At 68.1% G+C, this 16,961-nt stretch carries 17 protein-coding genes; 14 read left to right on the top strand and 3 right to left on the bottom strand.

The features are described from left to right. The first annotated feature begins 105 nt into the window (after window positions 1-105). Complete coding sequence (gene entS / locus FHR73_RS02650) at window positions 106-1,335, top strand: enterobactin transporter EntS (protein WP_183629347.1); 1,230 nt, start codon at window positions 106-108, stop codon at window positions 1,333-1,335. A gap of 62 nt (window positions 1,336-1,397) precedes the next feature. On the opposite strand, the gene fepB is transcribed toward entS, so the two are convergent. Further along, a complete protein-coding gene (gene fepB, locus FHR73_RS02655) occupies window positions 1,398-2,366 on the bottom strand; it encodes a Fe2+-enterobactin ABC transporter substrate-binding protein (RefSeq protein ID WP_183629349.1) in 969 nt (322 codons plus the stop codon). A 274-nt stretch (window positions 2,367-2,640) separates the two neighbouring features. On the opposite strand from fepB, the gene FHR73_RS02660 reads away from it, so the two are divergent. From FHR73_RS02660 to dhbA, 4 genes are read left to right on the top strand one after another with little or no spacing between them, the layout of a single operon-like run. Further along, complete coding sequence (locus FHR73_RS02660; RefSeq protein ID WP_221191397.1) at window positions 2,641-3,828, top strand: isochorismate synthase MenF; 1,188 nt, start codon at window positions 2,641-2,643, stop codon at window positions 3,826-3,828. Continuing rightward, window positions 3,825-5,450: a (2,3-dihydroxybenzoyl)adenylate synthase gene (locus tag FHR73_RS02665; RefSeq protein ID WP_183629350.1), complete on the top strand. Its 1,626-nt coding sequence runs from the start codon at window positions 3,825-3,827 to the stop codon at window positions 5,448-5,450. Before FHR73_RS02660 ends, FHR73_RS02665 begins: the two co-directional genes overlap by 4 nt. A gap of 8 nt (window positions 5,451-5,458) precedes the next feature. Further along, complete coding sequence (locus FHR73_RS02670) at window positions 5,459-6,319, top strand: isochorismatase family protein (protein WP_183629352.1); 861 nt, start codon at window positions 5,459-5,461, stop codon at window positions 6,317-6,319. An 11-nt stretch (window positions 6,320-6,330) separates the two neighbouring features. Further along, window positions 6,331-7,086 (top strand): 2,3-dihydro-2,3-dihydroxybenzoate dehydrogenase, encoded by a 756-nt coding sequence (dhbA, locus tag FHR73_RS02675; RefSeq protein ID WP_183629354.1) that lies wholly within the window; start codon window positions 6,331-6,333, stop codon window positions 7,084-7,086. 422 nt (window positions 7,087-7,508) lie between these two features. Here the strand turns inward: dhbA and rapA are convergent, their stop codons facing one another. Next, a complete protein-coding gene (rapA, locus tag FHR73_RS02680; RefSeq protein ID WP_183629355.1) occupies window positions 7,509-10,343 on the bottom strand; it encodes an RNA polymerase-associated protein RapA in 2,835 nt (944 codons plus the stop codon). 105 nt (window positions 10,344-10,448) lie between these two features. On the opposite strand from rapA, the gene FHR73_RS02685 reads away from it, so the two are divergent. From FHR73_RS02685 to FHR73_RS02700, 4 genes are all read left to right on the top strand, one after another. Continuing rightward, a complete protein-coding gene (locus FHR73_RS02685) occupies window positions 10,449-10,715 on the top strand; it encodes an aspartate-semialdehyde dehydrogenase (protein ID WP_183629357.1) in 267 nt (88 codons plus the stop codon). Window positions 10,716-10,717: 2 nt separating this feature from the next. Next, on the top strand, window positions 10,718-11,302 hold the full coding sequence (locus FHR73_RS02690; RefSeq protein ID WP_183629359.1) for an alpha-ketoglutarate-dependent dioxygenase AlkB: 585 nt from the start codon (window positions 10,718-10,720) through the stop codon (window positions 11,300-11,302). Next, the gene (locus FHR73_RS02695) at window positions 11,299-11,457 is read left to right on the top strand and encodes a hypothetical protein (protein ID WP_183629361.1); all 159 of its coding nucleotides are present in this window, start codon (window positions 11,299-11,301) and stop codon (window positions 11,455-11,457) included. The genes FHR73_RS02690 and FHR73_RS02695 overlap by 4 nt, the downstream gene beginning before the upstream one ends. A 130-nt stretch (window positions 11,458-11,587) precedes the next feature. After that, window positions 11,588-12,034 carry an Hsp20 family protein gene (locus tag FHR73_RS02700; RefSeq protein ID WP_007160292.1) on the top strand — a complete coding sequence of 149 codons (447 nt, stop codon included), beginning with the start codon at window positions 11,588-11,590 and terminating at the stop codon, window positions 12,032-12,034. A 66-nt stretch (window positions 12,035-12,100) separates the two neighbouring features. Here FHR73_RS02700 and FHR73_RS02705 read toward each other — a convergent pair whose 3' ends face one another. Further along, on the bottom strand, window positions 12,101-13,009 hold the full coding sequence (locus FHR73_RS02705) for a LysR family transcriptional regulator (protein WP_183629363.1): 909 nt from the start codon (window positions 13,007-13,009) through the stop codon (window positions 12,101-12,103). 91 nt (window positions 13,010-13,100) lie between these two features. Between FHR73_RS02705 and FHR73_RS02710 the strand changes: the two genes are divergently transcribed. From FHR73_RS02710 to aroE, 5 genes are read left to right on the top strand one after another with little or no spacing between them, the layout of a single operon-like run. Beyond that, window positions 13,101-14,051, top strand: coding sequence for a ketopantoate reductase family protein (locus FHR73_RS02710; RefSeq protein WP_183629365.1), 951 nt, complete (start codon window positions 13,101-13,103; stop codon window positions 14,049-14,051). Continuing rightward, window positions 14,048-14,443 (top strand): VOC family protein, encoded by a 396-nt coding sequence (locus FHR73_RS02715; protein WP_183629367.1) that lies wholly within the window; start codon window positions 14,048-14,050, stop codon window positions 14,441-14,443. Before FHR73_RS02710 ends, FHR73_RS02715 begins: the two co-directional genes overlap by 4 nt. An 8-nt stretch (window positions 14,444-14,451) precedes the next feature. Next, window positions 14,452-14,910: a MaoC family dehydratase gene (locus tag FHR73_RS02720; RefSeq protein WP_183629369.1), complete on the top strand. Its 459-nt coding sequence runs from the start codon at window positions 14,452-14,454 to the stop codon at window positions 14,908-14,910. Continuing rightward, the gene (locus tag FHR73_RS02725) at window positions 14,907-16,139 is read left to right on the top strand and encodes a CaiB/BaiF CoA-transferase family protein (protein ID WP_183629371.1); all 1,233 of its coding nucleotides are present in this window, start codon (window positions 14,907-14,909) and stop codon (window positions 16,137-16,139) included. Before FHR73_RS02720 ends, FHR73_RS02725 begins: the two co-directional genes overlap by 4 nt. After that, window positions 16,136-16,954: a shikimate dehydrogenase gene (gene aroE, locus FHR73_RS02730; RefSeq protein ID WP_183629373.1), complete on the top strand. Its 819-nt coding sequence runs from the start codon at window positions 16,136-16,138 to the stop codon at window positions 16,952-16,954. Before FHR73_RS02725 ends, aroE begins: the two co-directional genes overlap by 4 nt. Window positions 16,955-16,961 lie beyond the last annotated feature (7 nt).

Genomic DNA, 16,961 nt, shown 5'->3' on the forward strand with positions numbered 1-16,961 from the left:
AGAGTGGATGAGAACAAGGCGTATTAACACATGATAGTCTGTATTACATGCTAACAGCCTTGCTCCGGCGGCTCGATAGCGTCCCCTGTGTTTTTCCGGTGATTCATGTCCAAGACGTCCTTCCTGCTCGACTTCGGCCTGCTCAGGTCCCACGCCGCCTTTCGCACCCTGTTCATCGCCCGCCTGGTGTCCGTGCTGTCCCTCGGCCTCCTGGCCGTGGCGATCCCCATCCAGGTCCAGGCGCTGACCGACTCGCCACTCAAGGTGGGCCTGGCGCTGAGCATGGCCGGCATCGGCATGTTCGTCGGCCTGCTCACCGGTGGGGTACTGGCCGACCGCCTGGAGCGGCGCCGGCTGATCCTGGCGGCCCGCTCCATCTGCGGCCTGGGCTTCATCGGCCTGGCGGTCAACGCCAGCCTGCCCGAGCCGTCGCTGACCGCCATCTACCTGCTGGCGCTGTGGGACGGCTTCTTTGGCGCCCTGGGCGTGACCGCGCTGCTGGCGGTCACGCCGATCCTGGTCGGCCGCGAATCCATGGTGCAGGCCGGCGCCCTGAACATGCTCAGCGTGCGGGTGGCGGCCATCGTCGCCCCGCCGCTGGGTACCCTGCTGATCGCCCAGAGTGGCGTGGCCTGGAACTACGGCCTGACCGCCTGTGGCACCCTCATCACCCTGCTGGTGCTCTTGCGCCTGCCGCCGCTGCCCCCGCCGGAGCAACCGCGCGAGACGCCCTGGCAGGCCCTGGGCGGCGGCATCGCCTTCCTCTTCGAGAATCGCCTGCTGGGCGCGGTCGCCCTGGTCGGCGCCCTGGTGACCATGGCCAATGCGGTGCGGGTGCTCTATCCGTCGCTGGGTGAGCACTGGGGACTGGATACCGGCCACCTGGGCTGGCTCTATGCCGCCGCGCCTCTGGGCGCGGCCATCGGCGCCCTCACCAGTGGTCGACTGAACCAGGCACCACGCCCCGGCCGTACCCTGCTGATGACCGCGGTGGCGACCTTTCTGGCGGTGGCGGTGTTCGCTCTGTTGCCCGGCTTCTGGCTGTCAGCGCTGTGCCTGGTGCTGTTCGGCTATCTGGGCGCACTCAATTCCCTAGTGCAGTACGCGCTGATCCAGCGCCTGACCCCGGATCGCCTGCTGGGCCGCATCAATGCGCTGTGGACGGCGCAGAACATCGGCGGCGAGGCCATCGGCGCGGCGCTGTTCGGCGGTCTGGCGAGCCTGATGCTGCCGGCGCAGGCAGCCTTGGTCTTTGGCCTGGTCGCCACTGGGGTGGCCGCCCTCTGCTGGGCGCTGGCCCGCGGCCTGCGTCGAGCGGAAAGCCTCGGCGCCTGATCGGCTCCAGGGCGCCTTGCATAGCGTGGAAAACCGCGCAGCGTTTTCCACGACTGCCGGGTTCAGGGCTTGGCGTAGCGCTGTTCCAGGCGATCCAGCAGCAGGTTCGCGCTGTAGGGGTCGAGACGGAAGGTCTCGGCGCCCAGGGCTTCCACGCGGTTGTCCTTGACCGCCGCCAGGTGCGCCAGCAGCGGATTGGCGCGTACCGCCTCGGCTTCCTTGGCGTCCGCGGCGAACAGCAGGAAGGTCTGGCCCGTGAGGCCGGTGGCGACGTTCTCGCCGGCCAGCTGAAGGATGTCGTGGCGCTGACCCTGGCTATGGCCGGTCTCCAGTCCTGCCGGCAGCGCCGCCAGTTTGAAGCCCAGGCTTTCCAGCAACTGACCCTGGGAAGAGGCGGCGGTCCAGAGATTGGCCTGGCGCGTCGCCGGGTTGTAGACGAAGGCGGATACCGGTTGCGGCGGCAGCTGCAGGCGCGCCTTGAGATCGGCGACGCGCCGGTCGAAGTCGCCGACCACCTTGCTGGCGGCGTCTTCGCGGCCAGTGGCCTGACCGAGCAGCTCCACCACCTGTTGCCAGCTGCGATTGTCGTAACCCACCACCAGCACCGGGGCGATGGCCTTGAGTTGCTCGACCAGCCGCAGCGCCGAATCGTTGCCGGCGGCGCTGACCAGGATCAGGTCCGGCGCCTCGGCGGCCACGGCTTCGGCATTGGCCTCGCCGATGTACAGCCGCTTCACGTCGCGCTGCCTGGCGACCGCGCCCCACTGGCGCAGGAAGCCCTGGTCATCGGCGAATCTGTTGTTGGGCGAGGTGGCCCCACTGGCCACCACCGGCGCGCCGATGGCGAGCAGGGAGCCGGTAAGGGTGACGCTGGTGGAGACGATGCGTTGCGGCTTGGCCGGCAGGGTCACCTGGCTGCCGTCGGCGCTGATGTGCCGCGGCCAGTCCGCCGCCTGAGCGGGGCCACCCAAGGCCAGGCTGGCGACCGCCAGAGTGGTGAGAATGCGAAACACTGACAACAAGCTGAACATGGACGCCTTCCAGTTGTAAGATAATCACTCTCATTTTCAAAGAACCACCCCCTGGGCAGCAAGTCGTTCCTTCCCCGTAGCCGACAGGGCCAGGGGAGGAGGCGTGGATCCGGTACCCGCCGGCGCTCTGCCCAGTGGAGATTCACCAGAGATTTCAAGGGGTTGCTGGCCATTCGGCGAGATCGTTCGGTCCCTAACGAATTGACTTTCCAGCAGGCAACCTTTAGCTTCTGCTTATTGATAAGAATTATCATTCGTGTAGAGGTTCATCGAAATGACGAGCAAGAGGGCTGAGGTGGTCGGCGGAGTCGCTGCCGATCGTCGGGAACAGGCCGCATTCCTGTTCCAGTCGGGTGATCGCGTCCTGCAGGGACGGGGCATCTGTGCCCGGGTCGAGACACCCGCCAGTGGCGGCGCGCACCGGGACAGCCTGTTCCTGCACGCCGTTGATGAGGCCTTCGCCCGTGCCCGCCAGGCCGGCATCGCCGAGCCGGTGATCATGGGTGCCATTCCCTTCGATACCACCAGGCCCTCCTGCCTCTATGTGCCTCGGGAGCATGCCTGGACGGCGCGCCCGGTGCCGGTCAGCAGCGCAGCGGTGGCCCCGGCGCAGGTGCGCGAGGTACGCAACCTGCCCAGTGCGGACGGCTTCTGCCTGGCGGTGGAGGAGGCCATCGAGGCCTTCCGCCGCGGCGAGCTGAGCAAGGCAGTGCTGTCGCGGATCCAGGAGATCCACCTGGCGGAGCCCGCCGACGTGGAGGCCATCCTCGCCAATCTGGCGCGGCAGAATCCCACCGGCTATCAATTCCGCATCCCCACCGCCGAGGGCGGCGAGCTGGTCGGGGTCAGCCCCGAGTTGCTGGTGCGCAAGCAGGGTGCCCGGGTCCATACCAATCCGCTGGCGGGTTCGGCCAAGCGTCGCACCGATCCGCAGGAAGACCAGCGCGTCGCCCGCGAGCTGCTGGAGTCCAGCAAGGATCACTACGAGCACCGCCTGGTGATCGAGGACATCCGCCAGCAGCTGGCGCCGCTGTGCAGCCGGCTGGACGTGCCCGAAGGGCCTTCGCTGCTCAGCACCAACGCCATGTGGCACCTGTCCACCGCCATCGACGGCGAACTGGCCGACAGCCGCACCTCGGCGCTGCAACTCGCTTGCCGGCTGCATCCGACCCCGGCGGTCTGCGGCTTTCCCACGGCGGCGGCGCGCCAGCTGATCCAGCGTATCGAGCCCTTCGACCGCGGCCTGTTCACCGGCATGGTCGGCTGGTGCGATGCCCAGGGCAACGGCGAGTGGGTGGTCACCATCCGCTGCGGCACGGTGCAGGGCGACTGGCTGCGGCTGTTCGCCGGCGCCGGCATCGTCGAGGCCTCGGATCCGGCGGCGGAGTGGGCCGAGGTCACCGCCAAACTGGGCACCATGCGTGCCGCCTGTGGTTTGCTGGACGAGGAGAACCCCACGTGAGTCTGGAATTCACCCCCTGGCCGGACGACCTGGCGGCGCGCTATCGCGCCCTGGGTTACTGGCCCGATCTGCCGATGACCGAGATCCTGACGCGCAGCCGCGCGGCTCTGCCGGACGCGCCGGCGATCCTCTGTGGCGAGCGGCAGCTGAGCTATGCCGAGCTGGACGAGCGTTCCAGTCGCCTGGCCGCCCACCTGCAGGCCGCCGGGCTGCGCCGCCACGACACGGCCCTGGTGCAGCTGCCCAACGTGGCCGAGTTCTATGTGGTGTTCTTTGCCCTGCTCAAGGCCGGCATCGCTCCGGTCAATGCGCTGTTCAGTCACCAGAAGCTGGAGCTGCTCGCCTATGCGCAGCAGATCCAGCCCCGGCTGCTGATCGCCTCCCGCGAGCACAACCTGTTCCGCGACGACAACTTCCTCGCCGAATTGCGCGACGTGGCGCCGGGCCTCGGCGAGGTGCTGCTGGATGGGACCGACGACGCACGCAGCCTGCAGCAGCGCCTGGATACCCCGCTGGACGGTTTTCAGCTGACCCCCACCGCCGGTGGCGAGGTGGCCTTCTTCCAGCTCTCCGGAGGCAGCACTGGTACGCCCAAGCTGATCCCGCGCACCCACAACGACTACTACTACAGCCTCAGACGCAGCGTCGAGATCTGCCGCCTGAGCCCGGCGACGCGCTTTCTCTGCGCCTTGCCGGCGGGCCACAACTACACCCTCAGCTCGCCCGGCGCCCTGGGCGTCTTCATCGCCGGCGGCTGCGTGGTCATGGCCCGCGATCCCGAGCCGCTGCGCTGCTTCGCGCTGATCGAACGCCATCAGGTGGACTGGGTGCCCCTGGTACCCCCGGCGGTGGCGCTCTGGCTGCAGGCCGCGGCCGCACCCGAACAGCGTGCCCGGCTGGCCAGCCTGCGCGTGGTGCAGGTGGGCGGTGCCAGCTTCGCCGAGGCCCAGGCCCGCCGCGTGCCCGCGGAGTTGGGCTGCCAGCTGCAGCAGGTGTTCGGCATGGCCGAGGGCCTGGTCAACTACACCCGCCTGGACGACGAGCCCGAGCGCATCTTCACCACCCAGGGCCGGCCCATGAGTCCGAATGACGAGGTGCGCATCACCGACGAGGACGGCAAGCCGGTGCCCGACGGCGAGCCCGGCCTGCTGTCCACCCGCGGGCCCTACACCTTCCGCGGCTACTACCGCAGCCCCGAGCACAACGCCCAGGTGTTCGACGCCGAGGGCTTCTACTTCTCCGGCGACGTGGTCCAGCGCGATGCCGCCGGCTATCTCAAGGTGGTCGGGCGGGTGAAGGACCAGATCAACCGCGGCGGCGAGAAGATCGCCGCCGCCGAGATCGAGGGCCTGCTGCTGCGCCATCCCGGCATCACCCACGCGGCCCTGGTCGCCATCGCCGACGAGCTGATGGGCGAAAAGAGCTGCGCCTGCCTGGTGGTGAGCGATCCGGCGCTCAAGCCGGTGGCGCTGCGCCGCTACCTGCGCGAGCAGGGCGTGGCCGAATACAAGCTGCCTGACCGTTTCCAGTTCCTCGACCAGCTGCCGCTCACCGCCGTCGGCAAGATCGACAAGCGCCGCCTGCGCGAGCAGCTGCAGACCCCATCCACCGAGCGTCTCTAAGGTTTCCCATGGCTATTCCCCGTCTTGCCTCCTATCCCTTGCCCCAGCCCGACGGCTTTCCCGCCAACAAGGTCGCCTGGACACCCGTGGCCGACCGCGCCGTGCTGCTGATCCACGACATGCAGCGCTATTTCGTCGAGTTCTATGGCGACAGCAGCCCGCTGATCGACCAGGTGGTGGCCAATATCGCCGCCCTGCGGTCCTGGGCCGATGCCCAGGGCGTGCCGGTGGTCTATACCGCCCAGCCCACCGACCAGCCGCCGGCCGATCGCGCCCTGCTCAACGACATGTGGGGTCCGGGCCTGACCCAGGCCGATCCCGCGCTGCAGCAGGTGGTGGACGCGCTGGCGCCCAAGGACGGTGACGTGGTGCTGACCAAGTGGCGCTACAGCGCCTTCCACCGTTCCAACCTGCAGGACCTGATGACCGAATGGCGGCGCGACCAGCTGATCGTCTGCGGCGTCTATGCCCACATCGGTTGCCTGACCACCTGCACCGACGCCTTCATGAGGGACATCCAGGCCTTCCTGATCGGCGACGCCGTGGCCGACTTCAGCGAGGAAGAACACCGCATGGCGCTGCGCTACGTGGCCACTCGCTGCGGCAGCACCCTGAGCACCGCCCAGGTCACCGGCGGCGCGGTAACCCTGGACGAAGCCTGGCTGCGCGCCCAGGTCCAGCCACTGCTGGACGCCGACGACGAAGAGCCGGCGCTGGACGACAACCTCACCGACTTCGGTCTGGATTCGGTGCAGGTCATGACCCTAGTGGGCGAGTGGCAGAAGCGCGGCCTGCCCGTGACCTTCGCCGATCTCGCTGCCCAGCCGACCCTGCAGGGCTGGCTGGCTCTGCTGCGCGCGCGCGCCTGAGGAATCTCCTGATGACGCAACTGGATTTCACCGGCAAGCGCGTCTGGGTGACCGGTGCGGGGCAGGGCATCGGATTGCAGGTGGCGCGCCGCTTCCAGGCGGCGGGCGCCGAGGTGATCGGCCTCGACCGGCAATTCGCCGAGAGCGGCTATCCGTTCCGCACCCAGCTGCTGGACGTCGCCAACGCGGCCCAGGTGGAGGACGTCTGCCAGGCGCTGCTGGCAGAAGAACGCCGCCTGGACGTGCTGGTCAACGGCGCCGGCGTGCTGCGCCTGGGCACCAGCGACAGCCTGAGCCTGGACGACTGGCAGGCGCTGCTGGACGTCAACGTCTCCGGGCCCTTCTATCTGTTCCGCCAATTGGTGCCGCTGTTCAAGGCCCAAGGCAAGGGCGCCATCGTCAACATCGCCTCCAACGCCGCCCATGTGCCGCGCCTGCAAATGGCCGGCTACTGCACCTCCAAGGCGGCGCTGGTGTCCCTGAGCCACTGCGTGGCCTTGGAACTGGCCGGGTCGGGCGTGCGTTGCAACGTGGTCTCGCCGGGCTCCACGGCGACCCCCATGCTGGCCGGCATGCTCGGCTCGCCCGAGGGCTATCAGCGCCTGGTGGACGGTCTGCCGGAAGACTTCAAGCTGGGCATCCCGCTGCGCAAGATCGCCCAGCCCGACGAGATCGCCAACACCGTGCTGTTCCTCGCCTCGGACCTGGCCAGCCATATCACCATGCAGGACATCGTGGTGGACGGCGGCGCGACCCTGGCGGCGTGAGGGCTTTCGCAGGTTGGGTCGAGCGTCAGAGAACCCCAGCGTGGCGGGTTCGACTCCGCCTGTTGGGCTTCGACGATGGAGCCGTCTCAGCCCAACCTACGACTGGGCGCGGTCATTGATCACGAGCTTGCCGAAGCTGAACGCCTGCTCGGATAGCCCCCTCTCCTCGCGGGAGAGGGTTGGGGTGAGGGCGCCCCGAACCACGAAGCCCAGTGGAAAAGGCTGCGCCGTTTTCTACGCTACGGAGCTGAGCGGTTCCGTAGGTTGGGTTGAGCGCCCGCGAAGCCCAACGTGGGGGGGGTCGACTCCGCCTGTTGGGCTTCGACGATGGAGCCGTCTCAGCCCAACCTACGGGGTAACGCCTAAATGCGAGCCCGTAGGTTGGGTTGAGCGCCAGCGAAGCCCAACAGTGGCAACGGGTCTCAACCCGCCACCAGCACCCGGATCGCTTCCAGGCGCAGCGAGGCCTTGTCCAGGTAGGTCAGGCCTTCTTCGCGCTGCTGGCGCAGGCGGTCGATCTCGTCCTGGCGGACGCTGGAGTTGACCGCGCGCAGGGCTTCCAGGCGGGCGATCTCTTCGTCCATGCCCGACACATAGGCCTGGCGGGCCTTGGCAACGCGTTCCTCGTGGCGGGGCAGGGCCTTGTCTTCGCCACCGCCGATCAGCTTGGCCAGGGAATCGCGCTGGGCCTGGACGAACTTGTTGGCGCTGGTGCGCGGCACGCTTTCCAGTTGATCGTTGAGGGTCTCGAAGGCCACCCGGGCGGCCAGGTCGTTACCGTTGGCGTCCAGCAGGCAGCGGATCGCCAGCGGCGGCAGGTAGCGACCCAGTTGCAGGGCGCGCGGCGCCACCGCCTCGCTGATGTAGATCAGCTCCAGCAGCACGGTGCCCGGCTTGAGCGCCTTGTTCTTGATCAGCGCCACGGCGGTGTTGCCCATGGAGCCGGACATCACCAAGTCCATGCCGCCCTGGGCCATGGGGTGCTCCCAGGTCAGGAATTGCATGTCTTCGCGGACCAGGGCCACGTTGCGATCGTAGGTGACGGTCACGCCTTCGTCGTCGCCCAGGGGGAAGCCGGCGTCGAGCATCTTCTCGCTGGGCTTGAGGATCAGGGCGTTGTCGGAATGGTCTTCGCTATCGATGCCAAAGGCGTTGAACAGCTCTTCCATGTACATCGGCAGGGCGAACTGGTCGTCCTGTTCGAGGATGTCCTCGACCAGCTGCTCGCCGGCACCGGCGCCCGAGGAGTTGAGTTCCAGCAGGCGGTCACGGCCGTTGTGCAGCTCGGTCTCCAGCGCGGCGCGCGCCTGGGCACCCTGTTCCAGCAGTGCCTGCCAGGTGGCGTCGTCGCCACCGGCCAGCTGCTCGTCGAGCTCGCTGGCGAAGCGCGCCTGGAGGGCGCTGCCGGTGGGCGAGGTGGCCAGGAAGGCGTTCAGCGCCTGGTGGTACCACTGGAACTGGCGCTCCTGGCGACTGCCTTCGAGATAGGGCACGTGCAACTGGATGGTGTGGCGCTGGCCGATGCGGTCGAGACGGCCGATGCGCTGCTCCAGCAGGTCCGGGTGGGCCGGCAGGTCGAACAGCACCAGGTGGTGGGCGAACTGGAAGTTGCGGCCTTCACTGCCGATCTCGGAGCAGATCAGCACCTGGGCGCCGAATTCCTCGTCGGCGAAGTAGGCGGCGGCGCGGTCGCGCTCGAGGATGCTCATGCCTTCGTGGAAGGTCGTGGCGGGGATGCCGGACTTCAGCCGCAGGGCGTCTTCCAGATCCAGGGCGGTCTCCATGCGCGCACAGATGACCAGCACCTTGTGCGGCTTGAGGGCCTTGAGGGTGTCGATCAGCCACTCGACGCGGCCGTCGTGGCGCCACCAGCGATCGTTGTCGTCTTCCGGGGCGAATTCGGTTTCCGGCTGTAGCGACTGGCCGGGCATCACGCCTTCGTCCAGGTAGGCATCCGGGAAGGGCAGGGCGTGGGCGTGCAGCTCGCGCTCGGGGAAGCCCTTGACCGCGGCGCGGGTATTGCGGAACAGCACGCGGCCGGTGCCGTGGCGATCCAGCAGCTCGCGCACCAGGCGGGCGCGGGCGTCGGCATCGCCGGCTGCGGCGGCGGCCAGCAGGGTCTCGCCTTCCTGACCGAGGAAACCGCCGATGGCGTCCTGGGCGGCCGGGCTCAGGGCGCCGGCGTCGAGCAGTTCCTGCACGGCTTCGGCCACCGGGCGGTAGTGCTGGGACTCCTGCTGGAAGGCGGCGAAGTCATGGAAGCGGCTGGGATCGAGCAGGCGCAGACGGGCGAAGTGGCTGTCCTGGCCCAGTTGCTCGGGGGTCGCGGTGAGCAGCAGCACGCCGGGGATGACCTCGCCGAGCTGCTCGACCAGGCTGTATTCGCGGCTGGCACCCTCGGGGTGCCAGACCAGGTGGTGGGCTTCGTCGACCACCAGCAGGTCCCAGCCGGCGGCGAAGGCGGCATCCTGGGCCTTTTCGTCGCGCACCAGCCAGTCCAGGGAGACCAGCGCCAGCTGGGCGTCCTCGAAGGGATTGCCGTCTTCGCTGGCCATGAAGCGCTCGGCGTCGAACAGCGCCACTTCCAGGTTGAAGCGGCGGCGCATCTCCACCAGCCACTGGTGCTGGAGATTTTCCGGGACCAGGATCAGCACGCGGCTGGCGCGACCGCTGAGCAGCTGGCGATGGATCACCAGGCCGGCTTCGATGGTCTTGCCCAGGCCCACTTCGTCGGCCAGCAGGACGCGCGGGGCGACCCGGTCGGCCACGCTGCGGGCGATGTGCAGCTGGTGCGGGATCGGCTGGGCGCGGGTGCCGCCGAGGCCCCAGAGGCTGGACTGCAGCAGGCGGTTGCGATGCTCGTGGGTGTGATAGCGCAGGCCGAACCAGGGCAGGGGGTCGATCTGTCCGGCGAACAGGCGGTCACTGGCCAGGCGGAACTGGATGAAGTTCGACAGCTGGGCCTCGGGCACGCTGCGTGCCTCGCGCTCGGCGGTGAAGCCGTGGTAGGTCAGCAGGCCGTCCGCTTCGGAGACCTCGCGCACGGTGAGCTTCCAGCCCTCGAAATGGGTCACCTCGTCGCCCGGAGCGAAGCGCACCCGGGTCAGCGGGGCGTTGCGCTGGGCATACTGGCGCGTCTCACCGGTGGCTGGATAGAGCACCGTGAGCAGGCGGCCGTCGAGGGCCAGGATGGTTCCCAGGCCCAGTTCGGCCTCACTGTCACTGATCCAGCGTTGTCCCGGTTGATGCGACGCCATGTGGAAGCTTCTCCCCAGCTATCAAAAAGCCGGCTATTTTAGCGAAAGCGGAGTCAGAAGCCTAACGCGCTCTTTGCCGCAGTCCGCGAATTCGAGGTCCCCGTCATGATCCCTGTCATTCCGCCGCCCGGCGTGACCCCGCCAAACCAGCTGGATCCCGCCCCGGTGCGTCCCGCCAGCGCCCCCATAGCGCCCGTGCAGCCGGCGGCCGAGACCGCGCACGCACCCCTGGAGGACGAGGCCACCCTGGACCGCGAGGCCCGCCGCCGCCGCCGGCAGCGCGAAGCCCTGCGCCAGGGCTTCGGCGCCGAACGTGCCCAGGCCCTGGAAGAGCCGGAGCAGGTGGGCGCCCAGGTGGATCTGCGGGTCTAGCCATGGTCGCGCGCCTGGAGCTGGACGACGCCGAGCTGGCCTTCCACCCGCACTGGTTGCCGCCGGAACGAGCCGACGCCTGGCTGCAGCAGCTGGACGCCGAAACTCCCTGGAGCCAGCCGCAGGTGCGGGTGTTCGGTCGCTGGCACCCGGTGCCGCGGCAGGTGGCCTGGTACGCCGATCCCGGGGTGGTCTACGGCTACGCCGGCCTGGATCACGCCGCCTTGCCCTGGACGCCGCTGCTGCAGCTCATCCGTGAAGCCGTCGAGGCGGCCTGCGGCCAGGCCTTCAATGGCGTGCTGCTCAACCGCTATCGCGACGGCCAGGACTCCATGGGCTGGCACAGCGACGACGAGGCCAGTCTCGGCGCCAATCCGCTGATCGCCTCGCTCAACCTCGGGGCCGCGCGGCGCTTCGACTTCCGCCGCAAGGGCACCAGCCGCATCGGCCATTCCCTGGAACTCGGTCACGGCAGCCTGCTGGTCATGGCCGGCGCGACCCAGCATCATTGGCAGCACCAGATCGCCAAGACCCGCAAAGCCAGCGGGTTGCGGCTGAATCTCACCTTTCGCCGGATAGCGACATGAGCGACGACAGCAATCTCATCGACTTCACCACCGAGCGCGGCAAGCGCATCCACGACCTCAAGGAGCGCCGCCTGCAGGAGGTGCGCTCGGCCTTCGAGCAGGCGCTGCCGATGGCCGCGGCCAAGAAGAAAAAGCGCAAGCCGAAGAAGAAATAGCGGGCACTACCGTTCGTCGGGATTCGCCCTTGAAATTCTTGGGGATTTCCCTATCTAGGTTCGTGTGGGATGCCGAAGTCGGGTCCCGCAGGCAACACCGAAACTTGCTGAACCTATCAGGAGATTCACCATGAGCAATGTACTGTCCCTGGCCCCGCTGTTCCGTCATTCCGTCGGCTTCGACCGGTTCAACGACCTGTTCGAATCCGCGCTGCGCAACGACGCTGGCAGCTCCTATCCGCCCTACAACGTCGAGAAGCACGGTGACGACCAGTATCGCATCGTGATCGCCGCCGCCGGCCTCCAGGAAGATGACCTGGAGATCGAAGTCGAGCGTGGCGTGCTCACCGTCAAGGGTGGCCGGCGCGAAAACAGCGCCGAGAGCGTGACCTTCCTGCATCAGGGCATCGCCCAGCGCGCCTTCAAGCTGTCCTTCCGCCTCGCCGACCATATCGAGGTGAAGGGTGCCGATCTCAAGCACGGCCTGCTGAGCATCGAACTGGTGCGCGTGATCCCGGAAGAAGCCAAGCCCAAGCGCATCGCCATCGCCGGCCAGCGCCCGGCCCTGGACAACTGATCGTCCAGGCGTCCTGCCCAAGAGCCCCAGCCCCGTGCTGGGGCTTTTTCGTTTCCGGCTCCTGCGCTAGCGGCCGTGGCCGAAGAGCTCCAGTAGCACCCCGCGCAACCAGCGATTGCCGGCATCCTGGTGATAGCGCGCGTGCCAGTGCTGCCTGACCGCGAAGCGCTCGACCGGCACCGGGCATTCGTGGACCCTGAGGCCGTAGGTCTGCGCCAGGGTGGTACCGATGTGCCGCGGCAGGGTGACGATGAGGTCGGAGGTGCCGACCACCGCGCCGACGCCCAGAAAGCCCGGTAGCTCCAGCACGATGCGGCGCTGCACCCCGGCGCGTACCAGACCCGCTTCCAGCAGCTTCTGCCCGGTGCCGGCGCTGACCAGGACATGGCCCTCCTCGGCATAGGCCGTGGCCGTCAGGCGCTCGCCGAGGCGCGGATGGCGGGCGCTGACCAGGCAGACCCAGTCCTGGGGAAACAGCAGTTGCTGATAGAGACTGCCACCCAGCCAGGGAATGAAGCCGACCGCCAGGTCAGCTTCACCGATCTCCAGGGCCTGTTCGGTATTGCCGTCGATCCGCGCGATCTCCAGCCGCACCCCGGGCGCCACCTCGCGCAGCTGCGCCAGGATCCGCGGTAGCAGGGTGATGTGGCTGGCATCGCTCAGGCAGAGGCGAAACAGCCGCTGAGCGGTGGCGGGCTCGAAGGCCACCTCCCAGGCCACTAGCCGGCGCAGGGATTCGAGCACTTCGCGACACGGCGTGATCAGCGCCTCGGCCTGGGGTGTGGGCTTCATGCCGCCAGGCGTGCGCACGAACAGTGGATCGCGCAGCTGCTGACGCAACTTGCCCAGCCAGAGGCTGATGGTGGGCTGACTCTGGCCCAGCTGTTCGGCGGCCCGGGTCACGCTACCAGTGCGATAGAGCACCTCGAACAGCATCAGCAGCTTGGGTTCGGGCAGGCCGTCCGTGGGCAGCATTATCAGAATTCCTGATGGGCGAATTGGACTCTTTGTATAGCTCAATACCGGGCGCGGGCCTAGGGTAGGACGAAAACAAGGAGTCCGATCCATGAAAATCTGCATCCTCGGGGCTGGCGCCCTGGGCAGCACCTTTGGCGCCTGGCTGAGCGAGGCGGGACACGAGACCTGGCTGCTCAATCGGCCCAATGCCCATATCGAGGCGGTGGCGCGTGACGGCCTGGACATCGAGACCGCCGACGGCCGTCGCCGGGTTCAGGTACGGGCGGCGGTCGCGGCCCAAGAGGTCGGGGTGGTCGATCTGGTGGTGGTGCTGGTCAAGTCCTTCGCCACCGCCGAGGCCATGCAGCAGGCGCTGGCGCTGGTCGGCCCCGAGACCCTGGTGCTGTCGCTGCAGAACGGCCTCGGCCACGAAGAGCTGCTGGCGGAGATCGTCGGCCCGGAGCGGGTGATCGCCGGCAAGACCTATGTGGGCGGCGTGTTGCTCGGCCCGGGACGGATCCGCAGCGGAGTAACGGGCAAACGCACCCTCATCGGCGAACTCGATGGTCAAGTCTCCGCGCGCGTCCAGGCCGTCGCCACGGTCTTCGAGGACGCGGGCCTCGCCACCACGGTCAGCGCCAACATCCGCGGCACCCTCTGGGACAAGCTGCTGGTCAACGTCGCCACCGGTGCCCTGACCGGCATCACCCAGCTCACCTATGGCCAGCTCTACAGTGAGCCGCTGCTGCGCGATACCGCGCTGCAGGCGGTCGCCGAAGCCATCGCGGTGGCCCGCGCCGCCGGGGTCGAGCTGGGGCTGCAGGCGCCGGAAGCCGCCTGGCAACTGGCCCGCGAGGGACTGGCGGCGTCGTTCAAGACCTCCATGTTGCAGAGCCTGCAGAAGGGCTCCATCACCGAAATCGACTTCATCAATGGCGCGGTGGTGCGGCTCGGCCAGCAGTACCGCGTGCCCACCCCGGTCAACGCCACCCTGGTCGCCTGCATCAAGGGCATCGAGCGCGCCCTGGCCGATCGACAACAAGAGGACGCCAAACCATGAGCATTCCCAAGGCCTATCTGGAACACGTGGCCATCTGGGTGAAAGACATCCACTGGCACATCCGCTTCTTCCACGAGGTGTTCGGCATGACCCTGCGCGAGGTGCAGGGCACGGTCGAGCAGCCCAGTCAGTACTGGACGCTGGGCGGGATGCAATTCATGAGCAAGCCGGACTTCGCTGGCCCCGAGGGGCGCCTGGGTCACCTGGGGCTGATGTGCGAGGACCTCGACGCCGCCCTGGCCGCCGCCCGGCGTTTCGAGGGCGTGGAGCAACTGCCCCAGGGCTACAACTGGCTGCGCCTGCCCGATGGCCTGGCGCTGGAATTCATTCAGGCCGTGCCGGCCCGCGCCGTGCACGACGCCCTGGCCGTCAACGCCCGTCAATCCGAGTGACAGCGACCATGACCCTACAAGAAAAATACTTCGAGGACGCCCGCGAAGGCGACGAGGCGATCACGCCGAGCTACCAAGTCACCAAGGAGCGCATTCTGGCCTATGCCGACCTCACCGGTGACCACACCCCGGTCCATGTCGACGAGGCCTATGCCAATGCCAGCCACTTCGGTGGCCTGGTCGCCCATGGCCTGATGGGGCTGTCCATCGCCGACGGCCTCAAGACCCAGTGCGACTATCGCTTCCTGCCGGGAATGTCGTTGGGCTGGACCTGGGATTTCCTGCTGCCGATCCGCGTCGGCGACGAGTTGCACGTCAAGCTGCGCGTGGGGTCCATGCGTCCGAGCAAGAGCAAGCCGGGCTGGGGCATCGTGGTGCTGCCCTCGGAGCTGATCAACCAGAAGGGCGAGGTGGTCCAGCGCGGCGAGCACCGGCTGATGGTGCCGCGGCGGGAGGGCGCCGTATGAGCCAGCCACTCCCGCTGCAAGGCCTGAGGGTCATCGACTACAGCCACTTCCTCGCCGGCCCCTATGTGGGGCGCTGCCTGGCGGCGCTGGGCGCCGAGGTCATCAAGGTGGAGCGCCCCGGCAGCGGCGATGCCGGTCGCCAGCACGCCTTCGTCCTCGACGACCAGCAGAGCGGCTACTTCCTGCAACTCAACATGGGCAAGCAGGGTGTCAGCGTCAACATGAAGGACCCGCGCGGCAAGGCCTTCATGCAGCAGCTCTGCGACAGCGCCGACGTCTTCATCGAAAACTACCGACCCGGCGCCCTGGACAAGCTCGGCCTGGGCTATGCGGAACTGTCGGCGCGCAATCCGCGACTGGTGTACTGCTCGATTTCCGCCTACGGTCACACCGGGCCCGACGCCCATCGCGCCGGCTTCGGCCTGATCGCCGAGGCCAAGAGCGGCATCATGCAGATGGTCGGCACGCCGGGCGAGGCGCCGCCGTTGCTGCGCATCTCCCTGGGCGACATGTACACCGGCGCCCATGCGGTGGCCGCCATCAACGCGGCGCTGCTGGGACGGGTCACCAGCGGCCGCGGCCAGCATATCGACATGGCGCTGTACGACACCCTGGTATCCATGCACGAATACGCCGTGCAGTGCTACACCCTGTCCGGCGGTGAGATCCTGCCGCAGCAGACCGGCCACGACATGCCCACCTCGACCCTCTATGGCGTGTTCCGCGCCCAGGATGGCGACCTGGTGATCGCCGCCCAGGTGGACGAATCCTGGAAGCGCTTCGCCGCCCTGGTCGAACAGGACGCGGACCAGCCGGGTTTCGGCAGCGACCTGCGCTTCCATACCTCCACCGGCCGCAACGCCCATCGCGAAGCCATCCTGCCCATCGTCAAGGCCTGGGTCGCGGCCAATCCGGTCGCGCGGCTGCTGGCGTTGCTCGACGAGATCGATGTGCCCTGCGCCAAGGTGCAGCGTATCGACGAGGTGATCGAGGATCCGCAGATCAAGGCCCGCGGCATGATCCAGGAGCAGCAGCACCCGCGCTTCGGCACCCTGCGCATGCCCAATCTGCCGTTCCGCTTTTCCGACTGCGACACCACCATCCAGCAGGTGGCGCCGGATCTCGGTGAGCACAACGCTGCCGTGGCCCGGAGCCTCGGCTATAGCGCGGAAGAGATCGCCCGGCTGCAGGCTGATGGCGTGCTGTTCACCCCGGAGATGTCGACATGACCGACCAGTACACGGTGATCGGCCGTCCGATCAACCACACCAAGTCGCCGCTAATCCATGGGCTGTTCGCCAGCACCACCGGACAGGAGCTGGAATACGGCGCCATCGAGGGCTCGCAGGGGGATTTCGCCGGTGACGTGGCGCGCTTTCGCGCCCAGGGTGGGCGGGGCATGAATGTCACGGCGCCCTTCAAGCTGCAGGCCTACCAGCTGGCCACCGAGCCCAGCGAGCGGGCGCGCCTGGCCAAGGCGGCCAATGCCCTGAAGTTCGAGGGTGAGCGGGTGCTGGCGGAAAACTTCGACGGCATCGGCCTGCTGCGCGATATCGAGGTCAACCTCGGCCAGCCCCTGGCCGGCAAGCGCGTGCTCTTGCTGGGCGCGGGTGGTGCGGTACGGGGGGCGCTGTTGCCCTTCCTGGCGGCCGGGCCAGCGGCGCTGGTGATGGTCAATCGCGATGAGCAGAAGGCCGCAGGGCTCGCTCAGGAGATCGGGCACCCGTTGCTGAGTGTGAGCAGCTACGAGGCCCTGGAAGGGGAGAGATTCGACCTGGTGATCAATGCCACTTCGGCCAGTCTGGTCGGCGAATTGCCGCCGGTGCCGGCGGGCGTCTTCGCCCAGGCGGCGCTGGCCTATGAACTGGCCTATGGCAAGGGGCTGACGCCTTTCCTGCGCCTGGCCCGGGAGCAGGGCGTGGCGCAGCTGGCGGACGGCGTGGGCATGCTGGTCGAGCAGGCCGCCGAGGCCTTCGCCTGGTGGCGCGGCGTACGCCCCGAGACCCGGCCGGTCATCGACCAGCTGACCATTCCCCTGCAGTGAGCGGACC

The sequence above is a fragment of the Pseudomonas sp. AS2.8 genome (genome assembly GCF_014190935.1).
Lineage (GTDB): Bacteria > Pseudomonadota > Gammaproteobacteria > Pseudomonadales > Pseudomonadaceae > Chryseomonas.